The 24,579-nt window shown below is 53.6% G+C and carries 21 protein-coding genes; 16 read left to right on the top strand and 5 right to left on the bottom strand.

Features of this window, described 5'->3' with window-relative positions:
* The first annotated feature begins 75 nt into the window (after positions 1–75).
* From ACTH3S_RS08160 to ACTH3S_RS08150, 3 genes are all read left to right on the top strand, one after another.
* Positions 76–255 (top strand): hypothetical protein, encoded by a 180-nt coding sequence (locus ACTH3S_RS08160; RefSeq protein WP_441808518.1) that lies wholly within the window; start codon positions 76–78, stop codon positions 253–255.
* A gap of 195 nt (positions 256–450) precedes the next feature.
* On the top strand, positions 451–1,932 hold the full coding sequence (locus ACTH3S_RS08155; RefSeq protein ID WP_441808517.1) for an esterase/lipase family protein: 1,482 nt from the start codon (positions 451–453) through the stop codon (positions 1,930–1,932).
* Positions 1,933–2,039: 107 nt separating this feature from the next.
* Positions 2,040–2,738 (top strand): crotonase/enoyl-CoA hydratase family protein, encoded by a 699-nt coding sequence (locus ACTH3S_RS08150; RefSeq protein ID WP_441808516.1) that lies wholly within the window; start codon positions 2,040–2,042, stop codon positions 2,736–2,738.
* A gap of 28 nt (positions 2,739–2,766) precedes the next feature.
* Here the strand turns inward: ACTH3S_RS08150 and ACTH3S_RS08145 are convergent, their stop codons facing one another.
* Positions 2,767–3,594 carry a zinc-dependent peptidase gene (locus ACTH3S_RS08145; protein WP_441808515.1) on the bottom strand — a complete coding sequence of 276 codons (828 nt, stop codon included), beginning with the start codon at positions 3,592–3,594 and terminating at the stop codon, positions 2,767–2,769.
* A gap of 199 nt (positions 3,595–3,793) precedes the next feature.
* Between ACTH3S_RS08145 and ACTH3S_RS08140 the strand changes: the two genes are divergently transcribed.
* The 8 genes from ACTH3S_RS08140 (at position 3,794) to ACTH3S_RS08105 (ending at position 11,169) form a co-directional block, all read left to right on the top strand.
* A complete protein-coding gene (locus tag ACTH3S_RS08140; protein ID WP_441808514.1) occupies positions 3,794–3,994 on the top strand; it encodes a DUF1656 domain-containing protein in 201 nt (66 codons plus the stop codon).
* Positions 3,995–4,003: 9 nt separating this feature from the next.
* Positions 4,004–4,876: an efflux RND transporter periplasmic adaptor subunit gene (locus ACTH3S_RS08135; protein ID WP_441808513.1), complete on the top strand. Its 873-nt coding sequence runs from the start codon at positions 4,004–4,006 to the stop codon at positions 4,874–4,876.
* A 13-nt stretch (positions 4,877–4,889) separates the two neighbouring features.
* A complete protein-coding gene (locus ACTH3S_RS08130; protein WP_441808512.1) occupies positions 4,890–6,989 on the top strand; it encodes an FUSC family protein in 2,100 nt (699 codons plus the stop codon).
* A 121-nt stretch (positions 6,990–7,110) separates the two neighbouring features.
* Positions 7,111–8,142 carry a threonine aldolase family protein gene (locus tag ACTH3S_RS08125; RefSeq protein ID WP_441808511.1) on the top strand — a complete coding sequence of 344 codons (1,032 nt, stop codon included), beginning with the start codon at positions 7,111–7,113 and terminating at the stop codon, positions 8,140–8,142.
* A 131-nt stretch (positions 8,143–8,273) separates the two neighbouring features.
* Entirely contained in the window at positions 8,274–9,530 is a 1,257-nt protein-coding gene (locus ACTH3S_RS08120; RefSeq protein WP_441808510.1) for a dicarboxylate/amino acid:cation symporter, read from the top strand.
* Positions 9,531–9,586: 56 nt separating this feature from the next.
* Positions 9,587–9,952, top strand: a complete 366-nt coding sequence (locus tag ACTH3S_RS08115) for a thiol-disulfide oxidoreductase DCC family protein (protein WP_441808509.1) — start codon at positions 9,587–9,589, stop codon at positions 9,950–9,952.
* A gap of 37 nt (positions 9,953–9,989) precedes the next feature.
* Positions 9,990–10,430, top strand: a complete 441-nt coding sequence (locus ACTH3S_RS08110) for a MaoC family dehydratase (protein WP_441808508.1) — start codon at positions 9,990–9,992, stop codon at positions 10,428–10,430.
* A 64-nt stretch (positions 10,431–10,494) separates the two neighbouring features.
* Positions 10,495–11,169, top strand: a complete 675-nt coding sequence (locus ACTH3S_RS08105) for a spermidine synthase (RefSeq protein WP_441808507.1) — start codon at positions 10,495–10,497, stop codon at positions 11,167–11,169.
* 3 nt (positions 11,170–11,172) lie between these two features.
* Here the strand turns inward: ACTH3S_RS08105 and ACTH3S_RS08100 are convergent, their stop codons facing one another.
* Positions 11,173–12,027 carry a PA4780 family RIO1-like protein kinase gene (locus ACTH3S_RS08100; RefSeq protein ID WP_441808531.1) on the bottom strand — a complete coding sequence of 285 codons (855 nt, stop codon included), beginning with the start codon at positions 12,025–12,027 and terminating at the stop codon, positions 11,173–11,175.
* Between the two features lie 285 nt (positions 12,028–12,312).
* Between ACTH3S_RS08100 and efpL the strand changes: the two genes are divergently transcribed.
* Both efpL and ACTH3S_RS08090 read left to right on the top strand, forming a co-directional pair.
* On the top strand, positions 12,313–12,879 hold the full coding sequence (gene efpL, locus ACTH3S_RS08095; RefSeq protein WP_441808506.1) for an elongation factor P-like protein EfpL: 567 nt from the start codon (positions 12,313–12,315) through the stop codon (positions 12,877–12,879).
* 18 nt (positions 12,880–12,897) lie between these two features.
* Entirely contained in the window at positions 12,898–14,076 is a 1,179-nt protein-coding gene (locus tag ACTH3S_RS08090; protein WP_441808505.1) for a YbfB/YjiJ family MFS transporter, read from the top strand.
* Between the two features lie 301 nt (positions 14,077–14,377).
* Here ACTH3S_RS08090 and ACTH3S_RS08085 read toward each other — a convergent pair whose 3' ends face one another.
* Entirely contained in the window at positions 14,378–16,180 is a 1,803-nt protein-coding gene (locus ACTH3S_RS08085; RefSeq protein ID WP_441808504.1) for an NAD(P)/FAD-dependent oxidoreductase, read from the bottom strand.
* A 333-nt stretch (positions 16,181–16,513) separates the two neighbouring features.
* Between ACTH3S_RS08085 and ACTH3S_RS08080 the strand changes: the two genes are divergently transcribed.
* Both ACTH3S_RS08080 and ACTH3S_RS08075 read left to right on the top strand, forming a co-directional pair.
* Positions 16,514–18,472 carry a sigma-54-dependent Fis family transcriptional regulator gene (locus ACTH3S_RS08080; RefSeq protein WP_441808503.1) on the top strand — a complete coding sequence of 653 codons (1,959 nt, stop codon included), beginning with the start codon at positions 16,514–16,516 and terminating at the stop codon, positions 18,470–18,472.
* 5 nt (positions 18,473–18,477) lie between these two features.
* Positions 18,478–19,251, top strand: coding sequence for a hypothetical protein (locus ACTH3S_RS08075; protein ID WP_441808502.1), 774 nt, complete (start codon positions 18,478–18,480; stop codon positions 19,249–19,251).
* A 5-nt stretch (positions 19,252–19,256) separates the two neighbouring features.
* On the opposite strand, the gene ACTH3S_RS08070 is transcribed toward ACTH3S_RS08075, so the two are convergent.
* The gene (locus ACTH3S_RS08070) at positions 19,257–19,709 is read right to left on the bottom strand and encodes a winged helix-turn-helix transcriptional regulator (RefSeq protein WP_441808501.1); all 453 of its coding nucleotides are present in this window, start codon (positions 19,707–19,709) and stop codon (positions 19,257–19,259) included.
* 284 nt (positions 19,710–19,993) lie between these two features.
* Here ACTH3S_RS08070 and putA point away from each other — a divergent pair, with 284 nt between their 5' ends.
* Positions 19,994–23,623, top strand: a complete 3,630-nt coding sequence (gene putA / locus ACTH3S_RS08065) for a bifunctional proline dehydrogenase/L-glutamate gamma-semialdehyde dehydrogenase PutA (RefSeq protein ID WP_441808500.1) — start codon at positions 19,994–19,996, stop codon at positions 23,621–23,623.
* Positions 23,624–23,674: 51 nt separating this feature from the next.
* Here the strand turns inward: putA and ACTH3S_RS08060 are convergent, their stop codons facing one another.
* Positions 23,675–24,367: a lytic transglycosylase domain-containing protein gene (locus ACTH3S_RS08060; RefSeq protein WP_441808499.1), complete on the bottom strand. Its 693-nt coding sequence runs from the start codon at positions 24,365–24,367 to the stop codon at positions 23,675–23,677.
* Positions 24,368–24,579: the final 212 nt, after the last annotated feature.

Here is a 24,579-nt window from a genome sequence, read left to right as displayed (position 1 = left end):
CCGGGATAACTCACATGCAGGATATTCATGCTCACGCTTGCCTGGCCTAAATGCCGGCGTTAAAGGAGTTTCGCTATGGGAACACTTCTGATTATTCTCGCTGTATTGTTTTTGGCGCTGATCATAATTCTGCCTCTGGTTGAGAAATATGCACCAAAGGGTGAGGCTCGCAATTATGGCAACCTTACGCGATTCATCTTTCCGCTGGTGGCCTTGTTGATCGTGGCGCAAATGATTCGGTACTATTTTTTCTGAAATACGGGGTTTTCCTGGGTATTGTGGATAACAGATGATGGCTGCATGGGGCTCGCTCGTCAGCCTTCTTTACACTTCTTCTAAGCCTGCCTGAGCCGGCGTAACGCAAGTACTGGCGTTATCCCCATAAAGATCTTTCCGGAACAAATATCGCATGTGATCAGGGCAGGATCAGCCTGAAAGGATGCACGCTTCATGAGCCAGTTCCATCCCATCGTTTATGTTCGTGGCTACGCCATGACCGCCAGCGAAATTGCCGATACCGTATCCATGCCTTATATGGGCTTTAATCTGGGCGCGACAAAGGTGCGCCAATCCTGGGATGGGGCCGTCTACAAGCAGGTCTTCGAATCGCCCATGATGCGTCTGATGAAGGACTACGGTTACATAGATGCTTTTTCGGATGGCGCTGAGGTTGACCGGGATATCACCCATAAAACCGTTATTATTTACCGCTACTATGATCAAGCGGACAGGGATTTTGGTGAAGGGAAGCCGCTTTCCATTCCTGCAGCAGCTCTCCAGTTACGGGATCTGATTCTGAATATCCGAAAACAACTATGTGGTGACAACGCTGCGCGCCTGTCGGAATTTCGGGTGAACCTTGTGGCCCATTCCATGGGCGGCCTAGTGTGTCGGTGCCTGTTGCAAAACGACGGAATCATTACCCCAGCAGTACGGAAAATGGTGGATAAGGTGTTCACCTATGCCACACCACACAACGGTATAGAAATGGCCGGTATCAATGTGCCTACATTCCTTGGGCTCTGGGATATTAACAACTTCAATCGCGAAACCATGGCGGGCTATCTGAACCTGGATGGCCGGCCTGAGCGGGTGGATTCCTTGGGTGGAAAGTTCGACCCGAACCGATTTTTCTGTCTGGTCGGCACCAATCAGCAAGACTATGGCGCGGCTAAAGGCGTATCTAAGTGGTTGGCCGGAAAAATGAGTGACGGGTTAGTGGCTATCGAGAATGCGACTGTTCAAGGAGCGCCCCGAGCCTTTGTATACCGCAGCCACAGTGGTCCCTATGGCATTGTTAATTCCGAAGATGGCTACCAGAACATGGTGCGATTTCTGTTTGGTGACGTTCGTATAGATGGAGTTATGGATGTGGAGGCGTTGCCGTTGCCGCCTTCTGTGGAAAAGGCAAAAGGGGAGGGGCGCCGGGTTCGAGCCTCCTATTATTTTGAGGCCACTGTCTCGCCTCGGGGAGGGCGAAGCTTTCGGCTGACTGAGCGTCGCCGTGAAACCTTCAGTGCCGTGCTACGGAAGTTCGACGAAATGATGAATCCGAAGCAGGCTGGGTTAGATTCTGCCCGCTCGCCCGTACTTTTTTCTACCTTCCTTGATAGCTCAAAAATCACGGTTGATCGGGGGCGAACCCTTGTGATCACTGTTGAGCTTGCCGTCTCCGCGACAGATTACTTTGTCGACGGTGCTCTGTGGACAGAGCACCGGGTGGAGGGGGAATACCTTTACCGGGATACGCTCACGCTAAAAATGACCCCGGCCGGAGACGGTTGGAACCTGCGCTATGTCACCACTGACGAACAGTGGAGCGAGCGCGGCGGCAGCAAAGCCGAGCCTGATGGCGGCAGCTATGTGATTCCGCTGTCGTCAAAGAAGGGTTTTAAGGCTCAGCTGCGGCTGATTCTTCAGCGCCGCGCCTGATCAACCCAACACGAAACCGACCCCCGGTGAAGAATGATTTGTGGCGGGCCGCATAAGCTGGCAAAGTTCTGCGAATTCAGACCAAATTCCACCAAGAGGACACGCCGGTGACGGACTTAGTAAATTACACATTGAACGATGGTGTCGCGACAATCGTTATTAATAATGGTAAAGCGAATGCCCTGAGCCACGACGTGTTTGAAGCGTTGAACAAGGCGCTCGATCAAGCCGAGCAGGATAAGGCCGTGGTTATCCTGACAGGGCAGCCGGGCATTTTCTCTGGAGGCTATGATCTGAAGGAAATGCAAAAGGGCATGAAGGAGGCTACGGCACTGGTTACTGTGGGCTCAACATTTACCCGCCGCCTGGCTGCTTTTCCGTTCCCTATAATTGGCGCATGCAGTGGTCACGCCATTGCCAAAGGCGCGTTTATCATGTTGTCTGTGGACTATCGGGTGGGTATTGAGGGCAGCTTCAAACTGGGGCTCAACGAAGTGGCTATCGGCATGACCATGCACCATGCCGGCATCGAGATTGCGCGGCACCGTTTGGCGCCTGCCCACTTCTACCGCTCTGTTATCAACGCTGAAATCTACAGCCCTGAAGGCGCTGTGGCAGCCGGCTATCTTGATGAGTTGGTTGCGCCAGAGCAACTTCTGAATCGAGCCAACGAGCTAGCTCAAGGGTTCCGTAAACTGAGCCTGAAAGCACACGCCCAGACCAAACTGAAAGCCAAAGCCGGGTACCTTGAACTGCTGGATCGTAGCATCGAGAAGGATTCGGAGAGCCTGGGCCTTACGGCTTAAGGGGCGCCTCTGGTGAACTTGCCCGGGGTTAGCTCCGTGGTAACTCGCCAGGGTCTATTCTGTAGAAGTCACAAAGCAGGTCATATACCGCCGGCTGTTGTTCTTTTAGATGTTGTGGTTGCTGGTAAAAGGTTTCGGTCAGTACCGCAAAGAATTCAGCAGGCTGCGTGGCGCCATAAGGGTCTAGCCAGCTTTTGCGGTGATGCCTAAGGGAGTGTCGAAGGTTGTCGTAGGCTATGGTCATGGTCTGTTGCCACTCTCTGGCCTGTTCGCCACTCAAGGGTGGAGCCCCATCGGCGGTTCCATCCAAGTAGTCAAGTTGGTGGGCAAACTCGTGGAGGATCACGTTGTGCTGACTTCCCAAGTGCATGGCCCCGCTCTCGCATTCCGCCCAAGCCAGCACAACCTGCCCCCGGGTTGACGCTTCACCGGCTCTAACCTGATCGCTGACGCCTACCACCATGCCATCGCGTTCTGATGCTTGCACTCGGTAGACATCTGGGTACACAAGAATGCTGCGCACCAAATCGTAGTCAGTGTACGAGCGCATGACAGTTAGTAGGCATGCATGCCCGGCAATTGCTACCCGAACGCGATCATTCACCTCAAAACCATCGCATCCATAAAAGTGTTTCTCCGCAATGAATAACTGAATCTGATCCCGCAGGGTTTGCTGTAATTGCGTGGGCAGTTGGCGGTATAAAGGAACGGTGGACTGCAGGTGTTTTTTCCAAGCCTTAGGGAAGGGCTGTTTCAGCTCCCGCTCTCGCTGCCAGGATCGATAGAAAAACAGATAGAAAACGGCCAGGGTGATGAAGACAGCGGCAAAGACGGCAAAGACAAATACGGGCGACATGTTGTTTAAACTCGCTTCATGGGCATGAGGTACCTGTTTGCGGTAAAGTCAGGCTTCTCGGGAACGGCCAGTGCACGGCCCTGCTGAAAAAAACAGCCACTACTCTAGCACATGCATATTGGCCAATTGGTTAACCGACTTCTATGATCAAACACTTGGCAAGTAATCACAGCGATGCAACGTTGATAACAAGGATGACATGCTTCACGAGATGAGTATTGGTGGAATGTTATTCAGCCCATTTGTGGTGCTGGTACCTGTGGCGTTTATTTTAGCGGCCGCTACGCGCCTGTGTCTGCATTACGCGGGCTTGCGCCGCTATATCTGGAAAGAGGCCTGGTTCGACGTGGCTGTTTTCGTCTGTTATCTGGCTGCTATTGTTTATTTGTTCGGGGATTAAAGGGCTTCCATGGGAAAACTGCTACGTATTGGACTGACATTGCTGGTGGTGGCTGCTGCCGTTATCGCAGGCACTTGGGTCTGGGATCACTATCTGTATTCCCCCTGGACTCGAGATGGCCGAATTCGCGCGGAGGTGATCACGATTGCCCCTGATGTCTCTGGCTGGGTGACCGGATTAGGTGTGAAAAATAACCAAGCGGTGAGTAAGGGCGATCCTCTGTTTACGGTAGATGATGTGCGTTACCAGGCAGAGCTTGCAGAGCGAGAGGCCAAGTTAGCTCAGGCGCGCACTGAGTGGGATCTTGCCAGGCATCAATATGAGCGCAGGCAGCGCATGTCTGATCGCCAAGCGATCAGTGAGGAAAGCCTGGAGGCTTATGGGATTCGTGCCGAATCGGCCAAGGCCAACTATCAACTGGCGCAGGCCGAGCTAAGTTCGGCCCGAATCGACGTGGAGCGTACAAAGGTTCTGGCACCGGAGGACGGTACGGTTAACAACCTTACCTTGGGGCAGGGGAATTACGTCGCTCGCGGGGCCAACGTATTGTCACTAATCAAAAAAGATTCGTTTTATGTGACCGGCTATTTTGAAGAAACCAAGCTGCAACTGGTGCAAATAGGGCAGAAGGCGCGGATCACACTTGTGTCTGGCGATGAGAACCTGACTGGCGAGGTGGTTAGTATTGCCCATGGTATCGCAGACCCGAACACCAGTAGTGACAGCCAAATGTTACCCCAGGTGCAGCAAGCCTTTAATTGGGTGCGCCTTGCTCAGCGAATTCCAGTAGATATAGCGCTCGATCCGCTCCCGGAAGATGTAAATATCAGTGCCGGTATGACGGTTTCCATCTATTTGGAAACCGATCTCGAACACGACTAACGGAGCCACTTTCATGACGCTCCACCCGCTGCTGTCCCAGCTTCTAATGCCCAACAGGCGTGCGGTGATATTTGCTCTGAAAGGAGTGGTATCCATGGCGCTGGCATTGATTGTGGCCATGTACCTGCAACTTGACCGCCCATACTGGGCGCTGGTGTCTGCCGTTTTTTTGCAGATTCGACCGGAAAGCGGGCTGGTTATCGAGAAAGCTCTTTGCCAGATTTTTGGCTCGATAGTGGGTGGTGGGGTAGGGATTCTGATCCTGGCTTTGTTTATGCCATATCCTTTGCTGGCGCTGGGCTGTCTTACGCTTTGGATTGGTTTGAATGCCGCCGCCTCTTCCATGGTGCATAACACCAACTTTATATACGCCTTTGCTATGTCGGGAATGACCGCCGGCCTGGTGGTGATACTGGTGATGGCAAACCCCAGTGCGGCAGACAGCCAAGCCGTGTTCGATATTGCGCAATCCCGTATCAGTGAAATCGCCGTGGGTGCCGTCTGTGCCATGCTGGTCAGCCAGTTATTATGGCCGGTAACGGTTAAGGACAGCCTTCGCAACCACTCCCGCAACGTGATCAATCACACTCTTGAATACCTGTCATTAGAGTTAGACCCAGCCAGTACCCACGAGCAGCGACATCAGCACGCGGATGAGATTTTGGAAACTCTGGTGGTGCTCAATGACGACTCCAGCGCAGTGTCCTATGAGGGCCTGGAGGGGCCAGGACGCAGCAGGGCCGCAAATCTATTATGCAACAAAGTGCTGTCTTTGCTGGCGGTAGCACAAATTATGGGGCGCTTCCCACGCAACCACCCGGAACTTGTTTCGCCGGCGTTCAGCGAGCTATTGGCAGATATGCGCGCCCACTTCATAAAGATCGCAGAGGCAGACAGCTATGATGGGTCTTACCAGCAGGCTCAGGCCCTGAGGCGAGCGTTGTTGGCCCACAAAGCCGCCTATGTGAATGAGGCTGCCATTGTAATCCGCTTGACCCACACGGCTGTCGAACTTGTGGCCGATTTGGTGATGGTATTGAGGGCTTATAATGCCCTTGAAAACCGCGACCAGACCCTGCTGAAAGCATCGAAACTAAAAACCCACCAAGATCCATTGATTGGTGCGATTAACGGCTTCCGAACCGCGTTTGTATTCATGATCGGCAGCGTAGTATGGCTACACACCGGTAGCCAAGCGGCCATTATGCTAATGATCATGCCGGTGGTGTTTGCGGTCATGTTTGCCCGTTTTTCCCTAGTGTTGCTGACGTATATATTGCGGCGTTTATTGCTCGGTGTGGTGGTGGCAATCCCGGTAGCACTGATTTTTGGCCTGGGTTTGTTATCGAGAAGCAGTGGCGACTTCGAAATGCTAATACTGGTACTTGCAGGCCCCTATTTTATTGGTCTGTTGGCGCTCGCAGATCGGCCAACCCTGCCTTACGGCTTGGGCTTCTGCATTCCGTTCACACTCATTGTGCAGCCCAGCAACCACATGACCTTTAATATGGAAACCGCGACCAGTAACGCCTTGGGGCTGTTTGTGGGTATAAGCATTCTCTACTGGGTGTTCAAACTGATCGCGCCGTTGGACGGCCCGTTCATGCAGCGGCGATTGGTCAAGGCCACTGCCCGAGATCTCACAAGCATTGATTATAAGCGCCGGCCCGAGAATTGGTTTAATGGCCGCATGGGCGAACGGCTATTGCGGCTTGCCAATTATGATCGCGGGTCAGGCAGCCCCAATCGTTATATGACGGATCTGGGCTTTACCGGCCTGAATATCGGCCATATGTCTATCCGCTTGCGACGCCGCATTAAGGATCATCGCAGCGTTGCTGTGGATGAAAAGCTAGGTGAGTGGCAACAGGTATTGGCTGATACCTACCTTATGAGTGCCGGTGGCCACATGAACGCTCAGTTTCGGGACGTTAGCAAAGACCTGTTGGCCGCTATTCATGCAACCCGATCCTCGGATACACAAATAGCAAATATTGAAGGTATGTTTGAGCGCATGGCCCTGACCTTTGAGCGCACGGCCAAAACGGTTTCTGAAGCTAAGAGCCCGACGTCCGCCGGTGATCAAACAGCAGCACCGGCGACAGCCCCTTAATCATCTATCCTCGCTCTGCATACAAAGCTGCTTCGTACTCTGGTCTGATTGGTGTTCAACCAGAACTGGTGTAGTTTCAAGGATTCCCCCACGTTTAATCAGCCGATAAAGGAGTGTTGCCGTGTCACGGTCGGAGCAGTTTGCCAGCGATAATTACAGTGGTGTTTGTCCTCAGGCCTGGAAAGCGATGGAGGCGGCGAACCGTGTGGATGAACCGGCCTACGGAGAGGATAGCTGGACACAACGGGCAGCCGATGGCCTGCGCTCGTTCTTTGATACAGATTGCGATGTTTACTTTGTGTTTAATGGCACTGCAGCCAACTCGTTGGCCTTGGCGTCTATTGGGCAGTCGTTTCACAGCGTGATCTGTCATGAGCTGGCGCACATTGAAACAGATGAATGTGGCGGACCGGAATACGCCTCCAATGGTGCCAAACTACTGCTAGGACAGGGCGACAACGGAAAGCTTACGCCAGAAAGCATTGAGCATCTGGTCACCAAGCGCACCGATATTCATTACCCAAAGCCCAAGGCCTTAAGCCTTACTCAGGCAACAGAAGTGGGCACCATTTATACCCCAAATGAGCTTGGTGCCATCCGCACGCTGGCGGATCAGCACAAATTGAACATCCACATGGACGGTGCGCGATTTGCGAATGCCGTGGCGGCGCTGGATGTGCACCCATCGGAAATCACCTGGAAAGTGGGTGTCGATGTGCTGTGTTTCTCCGGAACCAAGAATGGGCTGGCGCTGGGAGAGGCGGTGGTGTTCTTCAATAAGGCACTTGCCGAGGACTTTGAATGGCGCTGCAAGCAGGCCGGGCAGCTTGCCTCCAAAATGCGGTATATATCTGCGCCTTGGTGTGGGTTGCTGGAGGATAACGTGTGGCTGGAAAATGCCCGCCATGCCAATGCCTGTGCGAAAAGGCTTGCTGATGGGCTGGCGGAATTGCCAGGCATTACGCTCAGATACCCAACTCAGATAAATGGGGTGTTTGTAGATATGCCCGAAGCCTTACAGGCTGCGCTGCGAGCAAAAGGGTGGCGTTTTTACAACTTTATCGGCGGCTGTGTACGCCTGATGTGTTCGTGGGCTACCACCCCGGCGGTTGTTGATCGGTTTCTGGCGGATGTGCGACAGCTACAGCATTGAGCTGGGCCGTAAAGGAGATTGTTTTAGCCAACGGTTTACCCGCTGGCTGATTTCCACCACAATCTGCGCCATCCCGAATCAGGAACTCATATTATGCCATCGCGCACACCACTCTCATTGGGGGCTACTCGATGAGAGCTCTCTTTCATAGTTATCTGAATGCCTCTCTCATCCTGCGTGTAAGCATCGCGCTGGTGCTGGGTGTAGCGGTAGGCATGATTGGTGGGCAGCAGGCCGCAGACTGGCTGGCACCCTTTGGCGAGTTGCTGCTGCGCCTGCTCAAATTTCTCATTGTGCCCATCGTGTTGTTCACACTGATGGTAGGAATCAACCAGGCGAATATCGGCAGCATGGGGCGTGTGGGCCGTAAGTTGTTTGGTTTTTATGTGATGACAACCGCGCTGGCCATTGTCGTTGGCCTGGTGATAGCAAGCCTTTTTGAGCCGGGCAGCGGCATGGCGCTGAATGAAAGCGCTGAGGTAAAAGTACCGGATAACCCCGGGATTGCGAGTGTGCTGTTGAACATAGTGCCCGACAACATTTTTGCGGCATTCACCGAACTAAACCTGCTGGGCATCATCTTCATCGCCATTGTGTTTGGTATCGCGCTGTTAAAACTGCGGGAGTCCGAGGCTCATGCAGAGCTTGGCGAACACCTTTATAAGGTTGTCGAGGCACTTAACGAAATTACCCTGAAAGTGATGGCTGGCGTGCTCCAGTATGTACCTATTGGGGTGTTCGCGATTGTTGCCAAGACCGCCGGCGAGCAAGGCATGACCACCATATTGGCGCTGGGCGATATGGTGATGGTGCTGTACATAGCTCTGGCGGTGCATCTGGTTGTTTACTGCATTTTGATGCGTGCATATGGCGTGCGTGTACGGGGGTTCTTCCGTGAAGCACGTACACCCATGGCAACGGCTTTTGCTACCCAGAGTAGTTCAGGCACTTTGCCGTTAACTTTGGATGCAGCGCGTCGCCTGGGTATACCCAAGCGAATCTACGGTTTCAGTCTGCCCCTGGGTGCCACCATTAACATGGACGGTGCGGCCATTCGTATCGCGATTTCTGCGGTTTTTGCGGCCAATGTCGTTGGTATCCCTCTGGACCTGATGACCATGGCAGAAATTGTACTCATCGGCACGCTTACCTCCATAGGTACGGCCGGCGTGCCTGGCGCGGGTATCGTGATGATTGCCACGGTTTTTGCCCAAGTGGGGTTGCCTATCGAAACCGTGGCATTGCTGGTTTCTATTGATGCGTTGGTCGGCATGGGCGCCACCGGGCTTAACGTGACCGGAGATTTGGTCGCTACCTCGGTTATCGCCCGTAGCGAAAGCAAACACTCATCGGAGCCAGCGGTTGCTCGCCCTGAGCCTGTCGGCTGAACTGCGCTGGGTATGTTAGAGTCCGTGTCAGGCTTTCTTGATGGCTGGAGGGCTTTATGAGTGTGAAATCTGGCAAGTTGATCGTTTTTTACGACGGTTCCTGCCCCGTTTGTATCAAGGATCGCCGCTGGTATGAAAAGTTGGCGGGCAAAACCGGCGAGTCAGTTGAGTGGTTGGATATCACCGGCAGGGATGAAGAGTTGCGCCAGCAGGGCGTAGATCCGGAGAAAGCACTCCGAGAACTACATGTGAAGGACGACCAAGGTGAAATTCATCGCGAGATGGACGCCTACATTTTGCTAATGTCCCGAGTCCCTGTGCTTAAGCCGCTGGCGTGGCTGATCTCTTTGCCGCTGATTCGGCCGTCTCTGGCAAAACTCTACCATTCATGGGTTGAGCGCCGCCTTGCCGGGCGTACCTGAACCTTTAACTGCCGAGCTGAGCCCCGGAGAACTGTAAGTGACCACTATTCGAGAACAGGCCAGCCGGGGTCTCAAGCAAGGTGATGCGTTTACCATCACCCGAACGTTTAACGAGCGTGATACCAACGTGTTCGGGGAAATCAGCCGTGACATGAATCCGATTCACTGCGATGAACGCTTCGCAGCCGCCAAGGGCCTTCGCGGTAAAATCTGCCATGGCTTGTTGGTCGGCGGCATGATTACCGAAATAGGTGGGCAGATCGGCTGGTTAGCCTCGGGAATGAACTTCCGGTTCCGGCGGCCCGTCTATTTTGGCGATACCATTACCTGCGTGTTCACTATTACAGAAGCTGATGAGCGCAACCGTGCAAAGGCCGATGCGATTCTGTCTAACCAGCAGGGCGAAGTGGTTGTCGAAGCCTGGCTGACCGGTGTACTGCCCGGGCAAGCAGAGCGAGCTATTCTTGCGCAGACCTGAGTTTACTCAGCCCTCACCCCTTAATCCTTAACTCTCCCCTTGGGTTTCACCTTCAGAGGTTTTTATGGCTCGCTTTGAGTTGCTTGGCACTGCAACCATTCCTGGCAAAGGCACACAGTTGCGCCTGCTTCAGCGCAATGATGAGTTCTCGATCCGAGTGGCTGGTATCTCCGGTGAGCTCATGAACACGCGCGTGCACGGCTCGGAGGACGCACTTGCGACTTTGGCCTGTGAGCGTATTGCGGATCACCCGGCACCGAAAGTGCTCATTGGCGGGCTGGGTATGGGGTTCACCCTCGCGGCGGCTTTGCAGTCTCTGGGTGAAACAGCGGAAGTGACTGTTGCGGAATTGGTGCCAGAAGTGGAGCAGTGGAATCTTGGGCCTTTAGGCAGTGCATCTGGCTACCCGTTAAAAGATCCCCGCACCAGGGTGTATATTGGCGATGCGGTTCAGTTAATCAAAGATTCGCCAGCCAGTTACGACGCCATTCTGCTGGATATCGACAACGGCCCTGAGGGTCACACGCGCAAAGAAAACGATTGGTTGTACACATCAGCAGGCATTGAAGCGGCCCAGGAAGCGCTCCGGCCAGACGGTATTTTGGCGTATTGGTCAGCTGGGCAGGACCCGACGTTTACTGAACGGCTGAAGCGTGCCGGGCTTACGGCGGAAGCCGTAACGGTGAGGGCTCACCGCCCCGGCAAAGGGGCTAAACACGTTATCTGGCTTGCGTGGTAAGGGCTAGTCCTCGTCGTTATCCAGCAGGCGTTCCTGGCGTTCGAGCTCTTCCTCTTTGGCGGAATCAATCACCGCCATAAGTTCGTCTACATTGGCGCTGTGGGTGTCGTGCTCAAAGCATCCCGTTAGCTTGCTTTCAGGGTGCAGTTCACCGCTTTCATACAGCGCCCAGATTTCTTTGCCATAGTCTGTAACCAGCAGGTCGGGCGCGTATTTGCCAAAATAGTTGCGCATGTTGTCCACATCCCGCTCAAGCATGCGCTCGGCGTTATTATTACCCGCAGCGTTTACGGCTTGTGGCAAGTCGATGATCACCGGGCCGTCGCTTTCCACCAGCACGTTGAACTCTGACAAGTCGCCATGAATCAATCCGGCACTGAGCATTCGCACAATCTCTGCAATCACCCGGCCGTGGTAATCCCGGGCCTGCTCTGCGGGAAGGGTGACGTCGTCCAGCCGTGGGGCAGCCTTGCCATCGGAATCGGCAATCATCTCCATAAGCAATACGCCGTCCACGAAGCCCATGGGCTCGGGCACGCGTACGCCAGCCCGAGCTAAGCGGTATAAAGCGTCCACTTCGGCATTAAGCCAGGCGTTTTCTTGCTCTTTCTGGCCGTAGCGGGTTTTTTTGCTCATGGCTCGGGCGCGGCGACTGTTGCGAACCTTTCTGCCTTCTTGGTACTCAACGGCCTGCTTGAAGCTTCGTTTCTTTGCTTCCTTGAATACCTTTGCGCAGCATACCTTGTCGCCGCATCGCACCACGTAAACCTGTGCCTCTTTACCGCTCATCAGCTGGTAAAGCACTTCGTCGACCATGCCGTCATCGACCAGGGGTTGTAATCTCTTGGGTACTTTCATAAAACCTTTCAGATTAACCGTAAGCGTACCGACCATGCGTGATGTGCCTGCCCTATTCCAGTTGAGGGCAAATACGATGGCCATAATGGTGCATAGCTTACATCAAATTGCTTATTCTTATAGGAATCTGGTCATGGCGCCGGGAAGCTTTTTACCGAATGGCCTATAGTGTCCATTCGCCCTGTATCGGCAGGGCAGATGGGCGGGTAGAATTGCTGGGTGTGAAACACGCTGGCGGTTGCCCAGTATGGACGCGTTTACGGTATTGTTTTGGAGCTTTAAAAAATGCCTAGAGCAAGTGAAATCAAGAAGAATTCTGCGGTTGAATACGATGGTCGGGTTTATTTCGTTAAGGACATTGAGCGCTCTGTTCCCCAGGGGCGTGCCGGTGGCAGTCTGTATCGCATGCGTATGTACGATGTGGTAACGGGCAACAAGATCGACCAGACGTTTAAAGACACGGATATGCTGAACCTTGCCGATCTCGTGCGCCGGGCAGCTACCTTCTCTTATTCTGATGGCGATGAGTATGTCTTCATGGATACCGAAGATTTTACGCAGTACAGCCTGAACCGAGAAGCGATTGCCGACGAACTGCTGTTTATCAATGAAGACACTCAAGGCGTTATGGTGATTTTGGTCAGCGATGCACCGGTATCGCTTGCCTTGCCACCGACCGTAGAGCTTGAGATTTTGGAAACCGATCCGTCTGTAAAAGGTGGCTCTGCAACGGCGCGTACCAAGCCAGCTAATCTGTCTACCGGGCTGGTCATTCAGGTGCCTGAGCATATTTCCACCGGTGATCGCATCAAGATCAACGTGGAAGAGCGGAAGTTTCTGAGCCGGGCCTAGCCCGAAATAAGGAGGCCCATGGTAACGAAGGAGACAATCAAGGTACTGGTTGCCAGCGTGATCGCGGTTGTGGTTACCGTGGGCATCGCCCGGTTCTCATACACACCGATGATCCCGGAGATGGTAGAAGCGCTTGGGTTGAGCCAATCGGTGATTGGTATGCTGGCAACGGTGAACTACGCCGGCTACCTTACCGGTGCGCTGCTGATCACTCGAATCAGTGATCTTGGCCTCAAGGTAAAACTGTACCAGTTGGGGCTGGTTGTCGCGGTGGTCTCCACCGTTCTCATGGGGTACACCACCAACCTCTGGCTTTGGTATCCACTGCGCTTCATCTCCGGGCTGAGTACCTCAGCGGGGATGTTGCTCGGTGCGGGCCTGCTAATGAGTTGGCTCATTAAGAACAATCAAAAGTCCGAGCTTGGGGTGTTCTTCTCGGGGATAGGGCTGGGCATTGTGCTAACGGCCGTTCTGGCAGAACTGATCCGCGACGCGTTTACCTGGGATCAACAATGGGTGATCTACGGGCTGGCGGCTCTGGTGCTATTGATTCCTGTGTGGCGTTGGATGCCCGATTATCGCGCCTGTGCTATGCCGAAAACTGGCAGCGCGGATGCCGGAGATGAGCGAAGCCGGTTTATCGTTATGCTGCAGTTGGCTTACTTCTGTGCCGGTGTTGGCTATGTGGTCACGGCGACTTTTCTCGTGGCTATTGCTGAATCCATGCCGGAGCTCAGCGGCCGAGGCTGGCTTATCTGGCTGATTGCCGGTCTAGCGGCTACGCCTGCCTGCTGGCTGTGGGATGTGTTCACCCGCCGTTGGGGGCAGTGGACGGCACTCTATCTTGCCTACACACTCAATTCCGTAAGTATTCTGATGCTGATCCTCAACACCAGTATGGTCAGCGTTATGCTCAGCGCGGTCATTTATGGCGCCAGCTTCATTGGTATTGTCAGCATGATGCTGGCAATGGTGGGGCGAGTGTTTCCCGAAAACCCTTCCCGGCCCATGAGCCGACTTACCTTCAGCTACGGGATAGCCCAAATGTTAGCGCCTGCTGTGGTCGGCTACCTGGCCGATGTGGAAGGCAACTATACCAATGGTCTTTGGCTCACCCTGGTGGTGATGGCGCTGGGTGTGGTGGTGATTCATTTTGCCCGTGGGGTTAAAGGTAGGGAAGCGGAGGCTGCCTTATGAGCCGCTTAGCTGATGCCCAACCACTGTTTTGGCGATGTTGTATGTAGATGTTCATTGGCTAGCAAAGCTGAGGTTTCAGCTGTGGGGCCGCTGAACATGCTGGCGCAAAAAGCGCCCGGCCAGTACCCATGTAGAAAGGGATAGCCAGCAGATGAGCAAATACAGGCTGGAAAATATCGCAAGTTGAGAGAGGAGTCTGGCGCTGTCGTGAACTTGGGTATTGTATAAAATTGTGCCTGAGTGTCTTCAGTTGACCCGCAGGCACAATAAAAAGGCTGGCCTTGGCCAGCCTTTTTTGCTTTCAAGAAAGGTGATGAACGTCTTCCATACCGTATACCGGCGTTTCGAGCCCTTCTTTCCTGGCCTTTAGCTGAAGTGCAAGGTAAAGCGAGTAGTGACGTGATTGGTGCAAGTTACCACCGTGGAACCAGAGAGATTCCTGCCGGGTCGGTTTCCACATGTTGCGGAGTTCGCCTTCCCAGGGGCCTGGATCTTTGGTGGTTTCAGACCCCATACCCCAGCATTTACCAACCTTGTCTGCCACTTCCTGAGAGATGATTCGTGCCGCCCAACCATTCATGGAGCCAAAGCCGGTCGCGTAGACAATCAGGTCTGCGGGCAGCTCCGTGCCATCGGTTAGCGTTACAGAATGCGGGTTTATGCATTCAATGCCGACACCGCTCTTGAGCTTGATTTCGCCCTGTGCGACCAATTCGGAGGCGCCCACATCAATGTAGTAGCCGGAGCCACGGCGCAGGTATTTCATGAAGAGACCTGAGCCGTCGTCACCAAAGTCCAACAAGAACCCTGCTTTTTCCAGGCGCTGGTAGAAATCTGCATCCCGCTCGGCAACTTGCTTGTAAACCGGGATGTGCATGTCAGGCATTATTTTGAAAGGTACCGACGCGAAGGTGAGGTCTGCCTTCTCAGTCGTCATGCCGTTCTGAATGGCCTCTTCTGAATAGAGGGGGCCGAGTACCAGGTCCATCAACGTGTCGGACTTGATAATATGGGTAGATGAACGCTGAATCATGGTGACGTCAGCATCATTTTCCCAGAGGGCTGCGCAGATATCGTGGGAGGAGTTATTGCCTCCAAGCACCACGCACTTTTTGCCTTTGTAGGCGGCACCGCCAGGGTGTTTGCTGGAATGGTGTTGTTCACCTTCGAAACTGTCCATGCCAGGGATGTCGGGAATGTTCGGGATGCCGGACATGCCGGTTGCCAGTACCAGTTGTTTGGGGCGAAGAGTGACTTTCTTGCCTTCACGGAAGACATCAACAACCCATTCCTCGCCGGCTTCGTCATAGCGGGCGCCGGTACACTCCGTCGAGCTCCAGTAGTTGAGCTCCATGATCTTGGTGTACATCTCTAGCCAATCGCCGATTTTGTCTTTCGGGGCGAATACCGGCCAGTGATCCGGGAAAGGCAGGTACGGCATGTGGTCATACCAGACTGGGTCATGCAAGCACAAAGACTTGTAACGATTGCGCCAGGAGTCGCCGGCCTTGGGGCTGCGCTCGATAACGATCGTAGGTACATCCAGTTGGCGTAGCCTTGCTGCCAGGCCGATACCACCTTGGCCACCCCCAATGATCACGCAATAGGGCTGGCGGCTGTAGCCGAGCGCCTGCTCTTCTTCTTGCTGTGCTTCCAGCCAGGTTTGGCGGGATTTTGTGGCGCCGTGCTGGGCGCCCTTGGGCCGCAGGGAGTTGCGTTTTTCCGGGAACTCTTTCAGCTCCTGCATAGTGGTGAGGAGGGTCCAGGCTTTGCCATCGCGCAGGCGAATTTGACCTTTACCGAAAGCATCTTTGGTTTCAAAGGTGATCCAGGCCTCGGTAACACCATCCTGTTCGGTGGCTTCTTCTGCAACCTGCCAGTTTCCCGGGCGGGTTAGCTCTAGCGTGTTATCCAGCATGTCACGAATGCTGTCGCGGCCTTCCAGTGTCTTGAGGTTCCAGGTCATGGCGACAAGGTCTCGCCAGAAGCCGTTTTGTTCAAACATCTCAGCAGCTCGGCCAGAATCGCCTGCTTGCAAGGTTTTGTTGAACGCGTCGAGCCATTGCTGGACTCGTTGGGTGGCAGTGGTTTGTGCTTCAGTCATTAAGATTCTCCAGGTTTGCATTGTTTTTGTTAGCCGGATGCCTGTGGCACCCCGTACAGGAATGAACCCTTCGAGAAAGGTGTAGCAGGCGGCATGCCAGCTCCGGTTTCAGGCTTCAGGAATTTAATTAAGCTACTGATATTAAATGAAAAAAGTCCGCCTGGTAGAGAACAGGATGTTCGGGCGTGGTCTATGGCTGGGGATTTTGTATTACACCTGTAATGTTTTGACCCGAGGATGCTTTACAGATGTAACGTGAAGACGGGGTACTAAGGAAGGATGTTGAGTTCTTGGTAATGGGTCTATGCTGATATCGAGATGCAGGAGGGTGGCATGACGATACAAATGGTGCAGCGACAACATATCAATACCATCTTGAACTACGCAGATGACAAGACTGATACAGCGTTGTCTCCGGAGACCCTGATTGGCCGTTCCTGGAAGCGATGTATAGAGGAGTTTGGGCTGGACCCCAGCCGGCCACGGCGGCCGCGGATCGTGACGCAACAAACGCTGCGAGAGCATCAGGACTCCGTAGATGAGTTCCTTAATGTCGCAAGAGCGGGCGTGGAGCAGCTTTACTCCAGGATAGCGAATCTTGGTTATGTGTTGTTACTTACCGATCACCGGGGCATCACGGTCCAGTACCTCGGCGACAGGCGAGTTGATCAGCGCTTTCGAAAGGCAGGTTTATACCTGGGTGCTGATTGGAGTGAGCAGTATGCCGGCACCTGTGCCGTAGGCACTTGCATACAGGAACAGCAGGCCTTGACCTGCCACCGGGTCGACCACTTCGATGCGACCCATATCAACCTTACCTGCACCTCCGCGCCGATTCTCGACCCCAAGGGCAATCTCCTGGCGGTTCTGGATATCTCAGCCATGGATTCGCCGGACGCGCACAGCAGCCAGAACTTCGCGTTACACCTGACCCAGCTGTATGCCCGAATGATAGAAGATGCCTATTTCCTCCGCCGTTATCGGAATCAGGTTATTTTTCGCTGCGATGCTTCCCGTGAATTTGTTCAGGTTAATGGTCAGTATCTGTTTGCTATTGACGATGACGGTTGTGTCGAGGCGGCCAATACTGCCGGGCGTTCACTGATGTTGAACCCAAACTCCGACAATAACGCCGGAATCCGGCCCAATCTTGCCAGCCTGTTCGACTGTGAACTCAGGGATATCTGGAGCATTCCGTACGATCACGATGATCAGGTTAAAGCCTTTAGGCACTGTGTTAGCGGAAGTACATTTTTTGCTGCCCTGATCCAGCCCAGAATCAAATCTCCGACGCATTCATCGCCAGCGGTTCAGTCGAACGAAGACAGCGTGCCGCAACTGGATGCGCTTGCCGCTGATGATCCCGTAATGCGCCGTACTCTTGGGTTGGCAAAACGTTTGCGGAACAGAGATGTCAGCTTGCTTATTCTGGGTGAGACCGGCACGGGTAAGGAGGTTCTGGCCAGTGCGATACACGCTTCAAGCCATCGTTCCCGGCGAGCTTTTGTGGCGGTGAACTGTGCAGCCATTCCTGAGTCACTGATCGAGAGTGAGCTTTTCGGCTACGTTTCAGGCGCCTTTACTGGCGCCCGTCCCAAAGGCATGCGCGGACTGATTCAACAGGCGGATGGTGGTACATTATTTCTGGATGAGATAGGGGATATGCCTCTCCAGCTACAAACCCGGTTACTTCGATTCCTTTCCGAAGGCGAGGTGCTTCCCGTTGGTGCCAGTAGCCCTGTTAAGGTGAACTGTCGCGTGATTGCTGCTACTCATCAGGAACTTGGCCGGTTAATTGAACAGGGTACTTTTCGGGCAGATCTGTATTATCGGCTGAACGGCGCTACCTTGCGCTTGCCGTCCCTGAGCCGGAGAGCCGATCGACAGCACGTAATTAGCCGAGTGCTCAAAAAGTTAATTGAGGAAGGTGAGCTTGCGAATGTTCACATTCGGGCGGATGCTATGAGTGCTCTACTGGCTTACGCTTGGCCAGGAAATATCCGGCAACTTGCCAACGCGCTGGCATTTGCCGAGGCCACCTGCGATAACGCAGAAATCACGGTTGATGATTTGCCAGACGAATGTCTGGGTGAACAGGGGCTGTCGGTTCTGAAAAACAATGATGAGCACCTTGGTTCCAGCCCCTTACTGGAAGCTTTGACGAAGTATCACTGGAATATCTCTGAGGTGGCGCGTTTCTATGGGGTGTCCCGGCCAACCATTTATCGCTGGATGCAGCATCAGGGGGTTGAACATCCCAGGTTTTCAGGCAAATCCAAAGTGGGGCAGTAGTTAGCATGTTGATATCGGTAGGTGCGCAACATTACGTTCTAATGTTGATACCCAGCCTTTTGTTGGATATCGAAAAGCTGGGGCTGCGCCGGATTATTCGCATGTCTGATTTCTCGGAGCAGGAAGTGACAGCGCTCTACTTCGAGTTTGTCTCTATCAAGCGCGTGCTGCCGGATAACCCACATTCTATCGAGCCGGCTATTTGGCAACACTTGCTCCACTGTGTGCGGGTGATGAGTTCGCTGGTGACTCTTGCGACTATGGAAGATCTGGAGCGTGCCCGCGAGACTGCGATCCACCGCTATCTGCCTCATGCCAAAGAGAGTCTGAAAAACGAATACGATCAGATGCGCAGCCAGGGTAAGGTTGATTTCCGGTTGGCGGGTATTCTGCGTGGGAGTGACACTCCGGAAAACTCCGGCCAAGTGTGTATGGAGGCCATCCTGCGAGAGCGGGAGCAGCGTGTTGAATCCATTAAGTATTTGGGAACTGAGTATTTAACCGGTCACGAGGCCTATGTGGTCGGGGCCGCCAAAGCTCATGTTATATCTCACATTGAAGATGCACCGGAAGACTTCGGCGTTCTGGACTTGGTGATTCGTTTGCTTGATCTTCTTCGGTTGGTGCTTGTGCTTGAATCCCGTTCCCCTGGTGGTGCCAGCGCCGTGTCGTCTAATTTTACGATGGAAAACATAGTGCTTGGTATCGGCAATTCGCTGTACCGAGGTGAGCTTGGTTTGCACGTATCTTCTCTTGGGTTGGCCAGGGTCAATAAGTAGGCTTTCTATAGCCCTGCATCCTTCACATTTTCCATCACCACAAACGTACTGGTTTGTAGCACGTGGGGCAGGGCGGAAATTTGTTCGCCCAGGACCTGCCTGTACTCTGCCATGTTGCGCGTACGCACTTTCATCAGGTAATCAAAATTGGCTGCAATCATGTGGCACTGCTCAATAGCGGCGATCTGTTTGACGGCTGTGTTGAAGGCTTTCAGTGCCTCGCTGCTGGTGTCGTTCAACGTAACCTGAGCGAAGGCAATGTGGCTTTGCCCCAGCTTGGTCTGATTCACCAGCACCGTATAGCCGGTAATGAATCCCTGTTCCTCAAGCCTGCGCATGCGCACCTGACACGGGGTTTTAGACAGACCCACCCGAGAGGCTAACTCAGTAATAGTGATTCGCGCGTTATTTTGCAGCTCACGAATAATGGAGTGATCAATGCGATCGAGCTCGCTCATGCTGTTCTATCCTTCACAAAGCGTAAAACTGCCACTTTTGGGCAAGTCCCGGACATGGGCACTATGCTGTAGGCTGTAAGCACTAGATACCACAAGGGTTTTGGGCTGGCTTTGTTTTACGGCTTAGGGTGGTTTTCCTGAAATTGTATTTCATGAGAGATAATTAATACATTTATATCAGTCAATAAAGCCGAAACAATACGCAGTTTCGGTTTTTAAAGCGAAATAGTCTTTGCCGTTGTCGGTAGAATGCGGGAAAGATAAACAACTGAGAGGTTATAACTATGAGATCGCAGCAATCAGTGACTCCCGAGCTCGCCGAAAGTCGGCAGGCGATTCGTGATTATTATCTCGAAGACGAGTACAAAGTGATTCACGAAATGATTGCTGACGCTCAGTTGTCTAAGGCTGAGCGCGAGGCTATTTCCGCTCGTGCAGCCGACCTGGTGCGAAGTGTTCGCGGAAATGCAAAATCCACGATCATGGAAAAGTTTCTTGCGGAGTACGGCCTTACCACCAAAGAGGGCGTGGCGCTTATGTGTTTGGCGGAGGCGCTGTTGCGTGTGCCCGACAACACAACTATTCATGCGCTGATTGAAGACAAGATTACCTCCGGCAACTGGAGCGCCCACGTAGGCAAAGCGTCTTCTACGTTTATTAACTCCACCACCGTTGCGTTGTTGTTGACCAGCAATCTGCTGAAAGATTCTGAGCGCCACACGGTGGGCGATACGCTTCGTAAGTTGGTTAAGCGCTTGGGTGAGCCAGTGGTTCGCACCGTTGCCGGGCAGGCCATGAAAGAAATGGGGCGTCAGTTTGTGCTGGGGCGTGATATTGACGAAGCGCAGGACGAAGCTAAGTCCGCCATGGCAAAGGGGTATACATACTCCTACGACATGCTTGGCGAAGCGGCTCGCACCGATGCTGACGCCCAGCGTTATTACGATTCTTATTCCGAGGCTATCGACAGCATTGCCCAGAACTGCACCGGCGATGTGCGCAAAAACCCGGGTATTTCCGTCAAGCTCTCCGCATTGCTGGCTCGTTACGAGTATGGCCAGAAAGATCGGGTAATGAATGAGCTGTTGCCCCGAGCGCTAAAGCTGGCGAAAAAAGCAGCGGCGGCCAACATGGGTTTCAATATTGATGCCGAAGAGCAGGACCGCCTTGATCTTTCTCTGGATGTTATCGAAGGCATCATGTCTGATCCGGCACTGGCGGACTGGGAAGGATTTGGTGTGGTCGTTCAAGCCTTTGGCAAGCGCGCAGCACATACCCTCGATTGGCTGTATGCACTTTCGGTAAAGCTCGACCGTCGCATCATGGTTCGCCTGGTGAAAGGCGCCTATTGGGATGCTGAAATCAAGCGTGCCCAAGTGATGGGTCTGACCGACTTTCCGGTATTTACCCGCAAAGCGTGCAGTGACGTTGCGTATCTGTCTTGCGCCAGGCAATTAGTGGGTATGAGCGACCGTATTTATCCGCAGTTCGCCACCCACAATGCGCATTCTGTGTCTGCTGTTCTAGAGCTGACCCGAACCGCCGGGTTGGAAAACTATGAGTTCCAGCGCCTGCACGGTATGGGCGAATCACTGCACGATCAGGTTCTTGCTGATAGTGGTGTGCCCTGCAGGATCTACGCACCTGTTGGTAAACACAGCGATTTGCTGGCTTATCTGGTGCGGCGTTTGCTCGAAAACGGCGCTAACAGCTCCTTCGTTAACCAGATTGTTGATACCAGCATTAGCCCTGAAGAAATTGCGAAAGACCCCATTGATATCGTTCAAGAGCTGGGTGACGGCCTTTCCAGTAAAGTGATTGTGCGCCCAGCAGATTTGTTTGGTGCTAATCGCCGCAACTCCAAAGGTTGGGATATTACCGATCCGGTAACGGTTGCGAAGATCGATGAAGGCCGCGATGCATTCCGCAGCCATCAATGGACAGGAGGCCCACTCATTGCCTCAGAAATAGCCGGCAATGAAGTGTTGGATGTTAAAAACCCTGCGAACCCGGATGATTTGGTTGGGCATATCACTCACGCGAATGAAGCGGATGTTGAAGCTGCCATTACCGCTGCGGAGCAAGGCTTTACAGGTTGGTCGGCGATGCCGGCGGAAGAACGTTCGGCCTGTGTTCGCAGAGTGGGCGATTTGCTGGAAGAGAACGCGGATGAGCTGTTTGCTCTGACAACTCGCGAAGCTGGTAAATCCCTATTGGATGCCATCGCAGAGATTCGTGAGGCTGTGGACTTCTCCCAGTTCTACGCCAACGAAGGCATTCGTAACAAAGACAACGGCGAAGCTCGTGGTGTGGTTTGCTGTATCTCGCCCTGGAACTTCCCGCTGGCCATTTTTTGCGGGCAGATTCTGGCGAATCTGGCGGCGGGCAACGTAGTTGTTGCCAAGCCTGCAGAGCAAACATCACTGCTGGCGGTTCGTGCAGTTGAGCTGATGTACGAAGCGGGTATCCCGAAAGACGCCATTCAGCTTCTGCCAGGCACCGGCTCCACGGTAGGCACTGCGCTTACCTCTGATCCGCGAGTGGCGGGTGTGTGCTTTACCGGCTCCACCGCAACCGCTCAACGGATCAACAAGGTGATGGCCGAAAACATGGCCCCGGATGCGCCTTTGGTAGCGGAAACCGGTGGTCTGAACGCCATGATTGTAGATTCAACAGCGCTGCCAGAACAGGTAGTGCGTGATGTGCTGGCGTCGTCGTTCCAAAGTGCTGGCCAGCGTTGTTCAGCGCTGCGCATGTTGTATGTGCAGAAGGACATTGCCGAGCACCTGCTAGAAATGCTGTATGGGGCTATGGAAGAATTGGGTATTGGCGATCCTTGGGCGCTGTCCACAGACGTGGGTCCGGTGATTGATGAAACCGCCCGCAAGAAAATTGTAGATCACTGCGATAAGTTTGAGCGCGAAGGGCGCCTGCTTAAAAAGATTCCAGTGCCGAATGACGGATTGTTCGTATCGCCTGCTGTACTGAAGGTCAGCGGGATCGAAGATATGGAAGAAGAAATCTTTGGGCCGATCCTGCACGTGGCTACGTTTGAGGCCAAGGACATCGACAAGGTTGTGGATTCAGTGAACGCCAAGGGTTACGGGCTCACCTTCGGTATCCACAGCCGGGTCGATAACCGCGTTGAGCGTATTTCAAACCGCATCAAAGTAGGCAACACCTACGTTAACCGTAACCAGATTGGTGCCATCGTGGGCTCTCAGCCATTTGGTGGTGAAGGCCTTTCGGGGACTGGACCCAAGGCGGGCGGGCCGCAGTATGTTCGTCGCTTCCTGAAAGGAACCACAATTGAGCGCCCTGCGGAATCCGGTGACAAAACGATTGATGGCAAGAAGCTCGACGGGTTAATTGGTGATCTGAAGAAGATGAATATACTGGAATCGAAAGCCAGAGCCGATGCCATGCAACCAGTTTTCGGGAGCGTGCCTGAACAGCTAGAAGGCCAAGCTGAAGAACTGCCAGGACCAACCGGCGAGCTCAACCGTCTAACCAACTACGCCCGTGGCGTAGTGGTATGCATAGGGCCAGACAAAGAAACGGCTCTGGCACAGGCCTCTATGGCCCTGTCCCAGGGTAACAAGGTGGTGGTTATTGCGCCGGGTGTTGGCGATGCTGTGAGCCGTGCGGCACAAGCTGGGCTGCCCATCACGGGCGTTGAAGGGCAATTGGAGCCAGAAGCCTTGGCAGTTGCTAACGGGTTCGACGCGGCTGTAAGTTGTGCTGAAAAGCCGGTTTTGCGCAAATACCGGCAAGCTCTGGCTAAGCGCGATGGCGCCCTGTTGCCACTGATCACCGAGCATGCCCTTGACCAGCGTTTCGTGATTGAGCGGCACCTTTGTGTAGATACAACGGCAGCCGGCGGCAACGCCAGCCTGATAGCTGCGTCTGAGTAAAGCTTAGCTTGCCCACTCCAGTGCCCAGGGACGGCGCTGAGGGAGGCGCTGTCAGTTACTGGCGTAACGCTCGCGCAGTATGCCTACACGCTCAACGTAAGCCTTGGTTTCAGCGTACGGCGGCACGCCGCCATAACGGCGCACGGCACCTGGACCGGCGTTGTAAGCGGCGGTTGCCAGCTTGGCATCACCGTTGAAGCGTTCCAACATTTTAGCAAGATACGTAACGCCACCACGGATATTGTCTGCGGCCACCATGGCGTTCTGCACGCCAACCTCCAAAGCTGTTCCCGGCATTAGCTGCATAAGGCCTTGTGCCCCAACTGGGGAGAGCGCTTTTTCATTAAACGCAGATTCTGCATGAATAACCGCGCGCACCAGGGCGGGGTCTACATCATACTCCCCGGCTGCCTTTTTTATTTCTGAGTCGTAGCGGCCTGAAAACAGTGGCGTTGTACGCCAATTAACACGAGAGTCCGGATTGCAGGCATAACAGTGGAAGCTGATCACTTCGAAATCTGTTACCGGAGGCAGGGTTCCGCTGTAAACAACATTGCCGTTATTATCCTTATACCGGAAAACGGTTTCATTTTTGCTGGAGGCTCGTCCGGGGCTGTCGCTTTTTACGTTGGTAAACTCAACACGGCCATCGGGGTGCACAACCCGCTTTATGTTGTCTGCCATGACTGGTGTCGAAAACCAGGCCAGTGCGGCGATGAAGGGCAGAATGGTGTGTCGGGGCATGGGCTACTCACGAAAAACGCGACCGACAGCAAAGCTGCCGGTCATGCTAAAACAGACGTGAGTATCATTATACGGCTTCGACAGGCCAAAAAAACATAAAGACTTGTCGGAATAATGTTACTTAACTCACAAACAGCGCTAGAGCTTTGGCCCCTTCCCGCGTACTGCATTGGCAATAAGCGATATGACCAGCAGGATGAGAAAGATAAAGA

The sequence above is a fragment of the Marinobacter sp. genome (assembly GCF_052094685.1).
Lineage (GTDB): Bacteria > Pseudomonadota > Gammaproteobacteria > Pseudomonadales > Oleiphilaceae > Marinobacter.
This window is presented reverse-complemented; position numbering and strand designations above follow the sequence as displayed.

Excerpts from the sequence above, each read along its gene's own strand:
- ACTH3S_RS08160 (WP_441808518.1), top strand. The coding sequence starts at position 76 with ATGGGAACACTTCTGATTATTCTCGCTGTATTGTTTTTGGCGCTGATC.
- ACTH3S_RS08140 (WP_441808514.1), top strand. The coding sequence starts at position 3,794 with ATGCTTCACGAGATGAGTATTGGTGGAATGTTATTCAGCCCATTTGTG.
- ACTH3S_RS08070 (WP_441808501.1), bottom strand. The coding sequence starts at position 19,709 with ATGAGCGAGCTCGATCGCATTGATCACTCCATTATTCGTGAGCTGCAA.
- ACTH3S_RS08105 (WP_441808507.1), top strand. The coding sequence starts at position 10,495 with ATGGCTCGCTTTGAGTTGCTTGGCACTGCAACCATTCCTGGCAAAGGC.
- ACTH3S_RS08145 (WP_441808515.1), bottom strand. The coding sequence starts at position 3,594 with ATGTCGCCCGTATTTGTCTTTGCCGTCTTTGCCGCTGTCTTCATCACC.
- ACTH3S_RS08090 (WP_441808505.1), top strand. The coding sequence starts at position 12,898 with ATGGTAACGAAGGAGACAATCAAGGTACTGGTTGCCAGCGTGATCGCG.
- ACTH3S_RS08120 (WP_441808510.1), top strand. The coding sequence starts at position 8,274 with ATGAGAGCTCTCTTTCATAGTTATCTGAATGCCTCTCTCATCCTGCGT.
- ACTH3S_RS08130 (WP_441808512.1), top strand. The coding sequence starts at position 4,890 with ATGACGCTCCACCCGCTGCTGTCCCAGCTTCTAATGCCCAACAGGCGT.
- ACTH3S_RS08075 (WP_441808502.1), top strand. The coding sequence starts at position 18,478 with ATGTTGATATCGGTAGGTGCGCAACATTACGTTCTAATGTTGATACCC.
- efpL (WP_441808506.1), top strand. The coding sequence starts at position 12,313 with ATGCCTAGAGCAAGTGAAATCAAGAAGAATTCTGCGGTTGAATACGAT.
- ACTH3S_RS08100 (WP_441808531.1), bottom strand. The coding sequence starts at position 12,027 with ATGAAAGTACCCAAGAGATTACAACCCCTGGTCGATGACGGCATGGTC.
- ACTH3S_RS08135 (WP_441808513.1), top strand. The coding sequence starts at position 4,004 with ATGGGAAAACTGCTACGTATTGGACTGACATTGCTGGTGGTGGCTGCT.
- ACTH3S_RS08080 (WP_441808503.1), top strand. The coding sequence starts at position 16,514 with ATGACGATACAAATGGTGCAGCGACAACATATCAATACCATCTTGAAC.
- ACTH3S_RS08060 (WP_441808499.1), bottom strand. The coding sequence starts at position 24,367 with ATGCCCCGACACACCATTCTGCCCTTCATCGCCGCACTGGCCTGGTTT.
- ACTH3S_RS08155 (WP_441808517.1), top strand. The coding sequence starts at position 451 with ATGAGCCAGTTCCATCCCATCGTTTATGTTCGTGGCTACGCCATGACC.
- ACTH3S_RS08115 (WP_441808509.1), top strand. The coding sequence starts at position 9,587 with ATGAGTGTGAAATCTGGCAAGTTGATCGTTTTTTACGACGGTTCCTGC.
- putA (WP_441808500.1), top strand. The coding sequence starts at position 19,994 with ATGAGATCGCAGCAATCAGTGACTCCCGAGCTCGCCGAAAGTCGGCAG.
- ACTH3S_RS08085 (WP_441808504.1), bottom strand. The coding sequence starts at position 16,180 with ATGACTGAAGCACAAACCACTGCCACCCAACGAGTCCAGCAATGGCTC.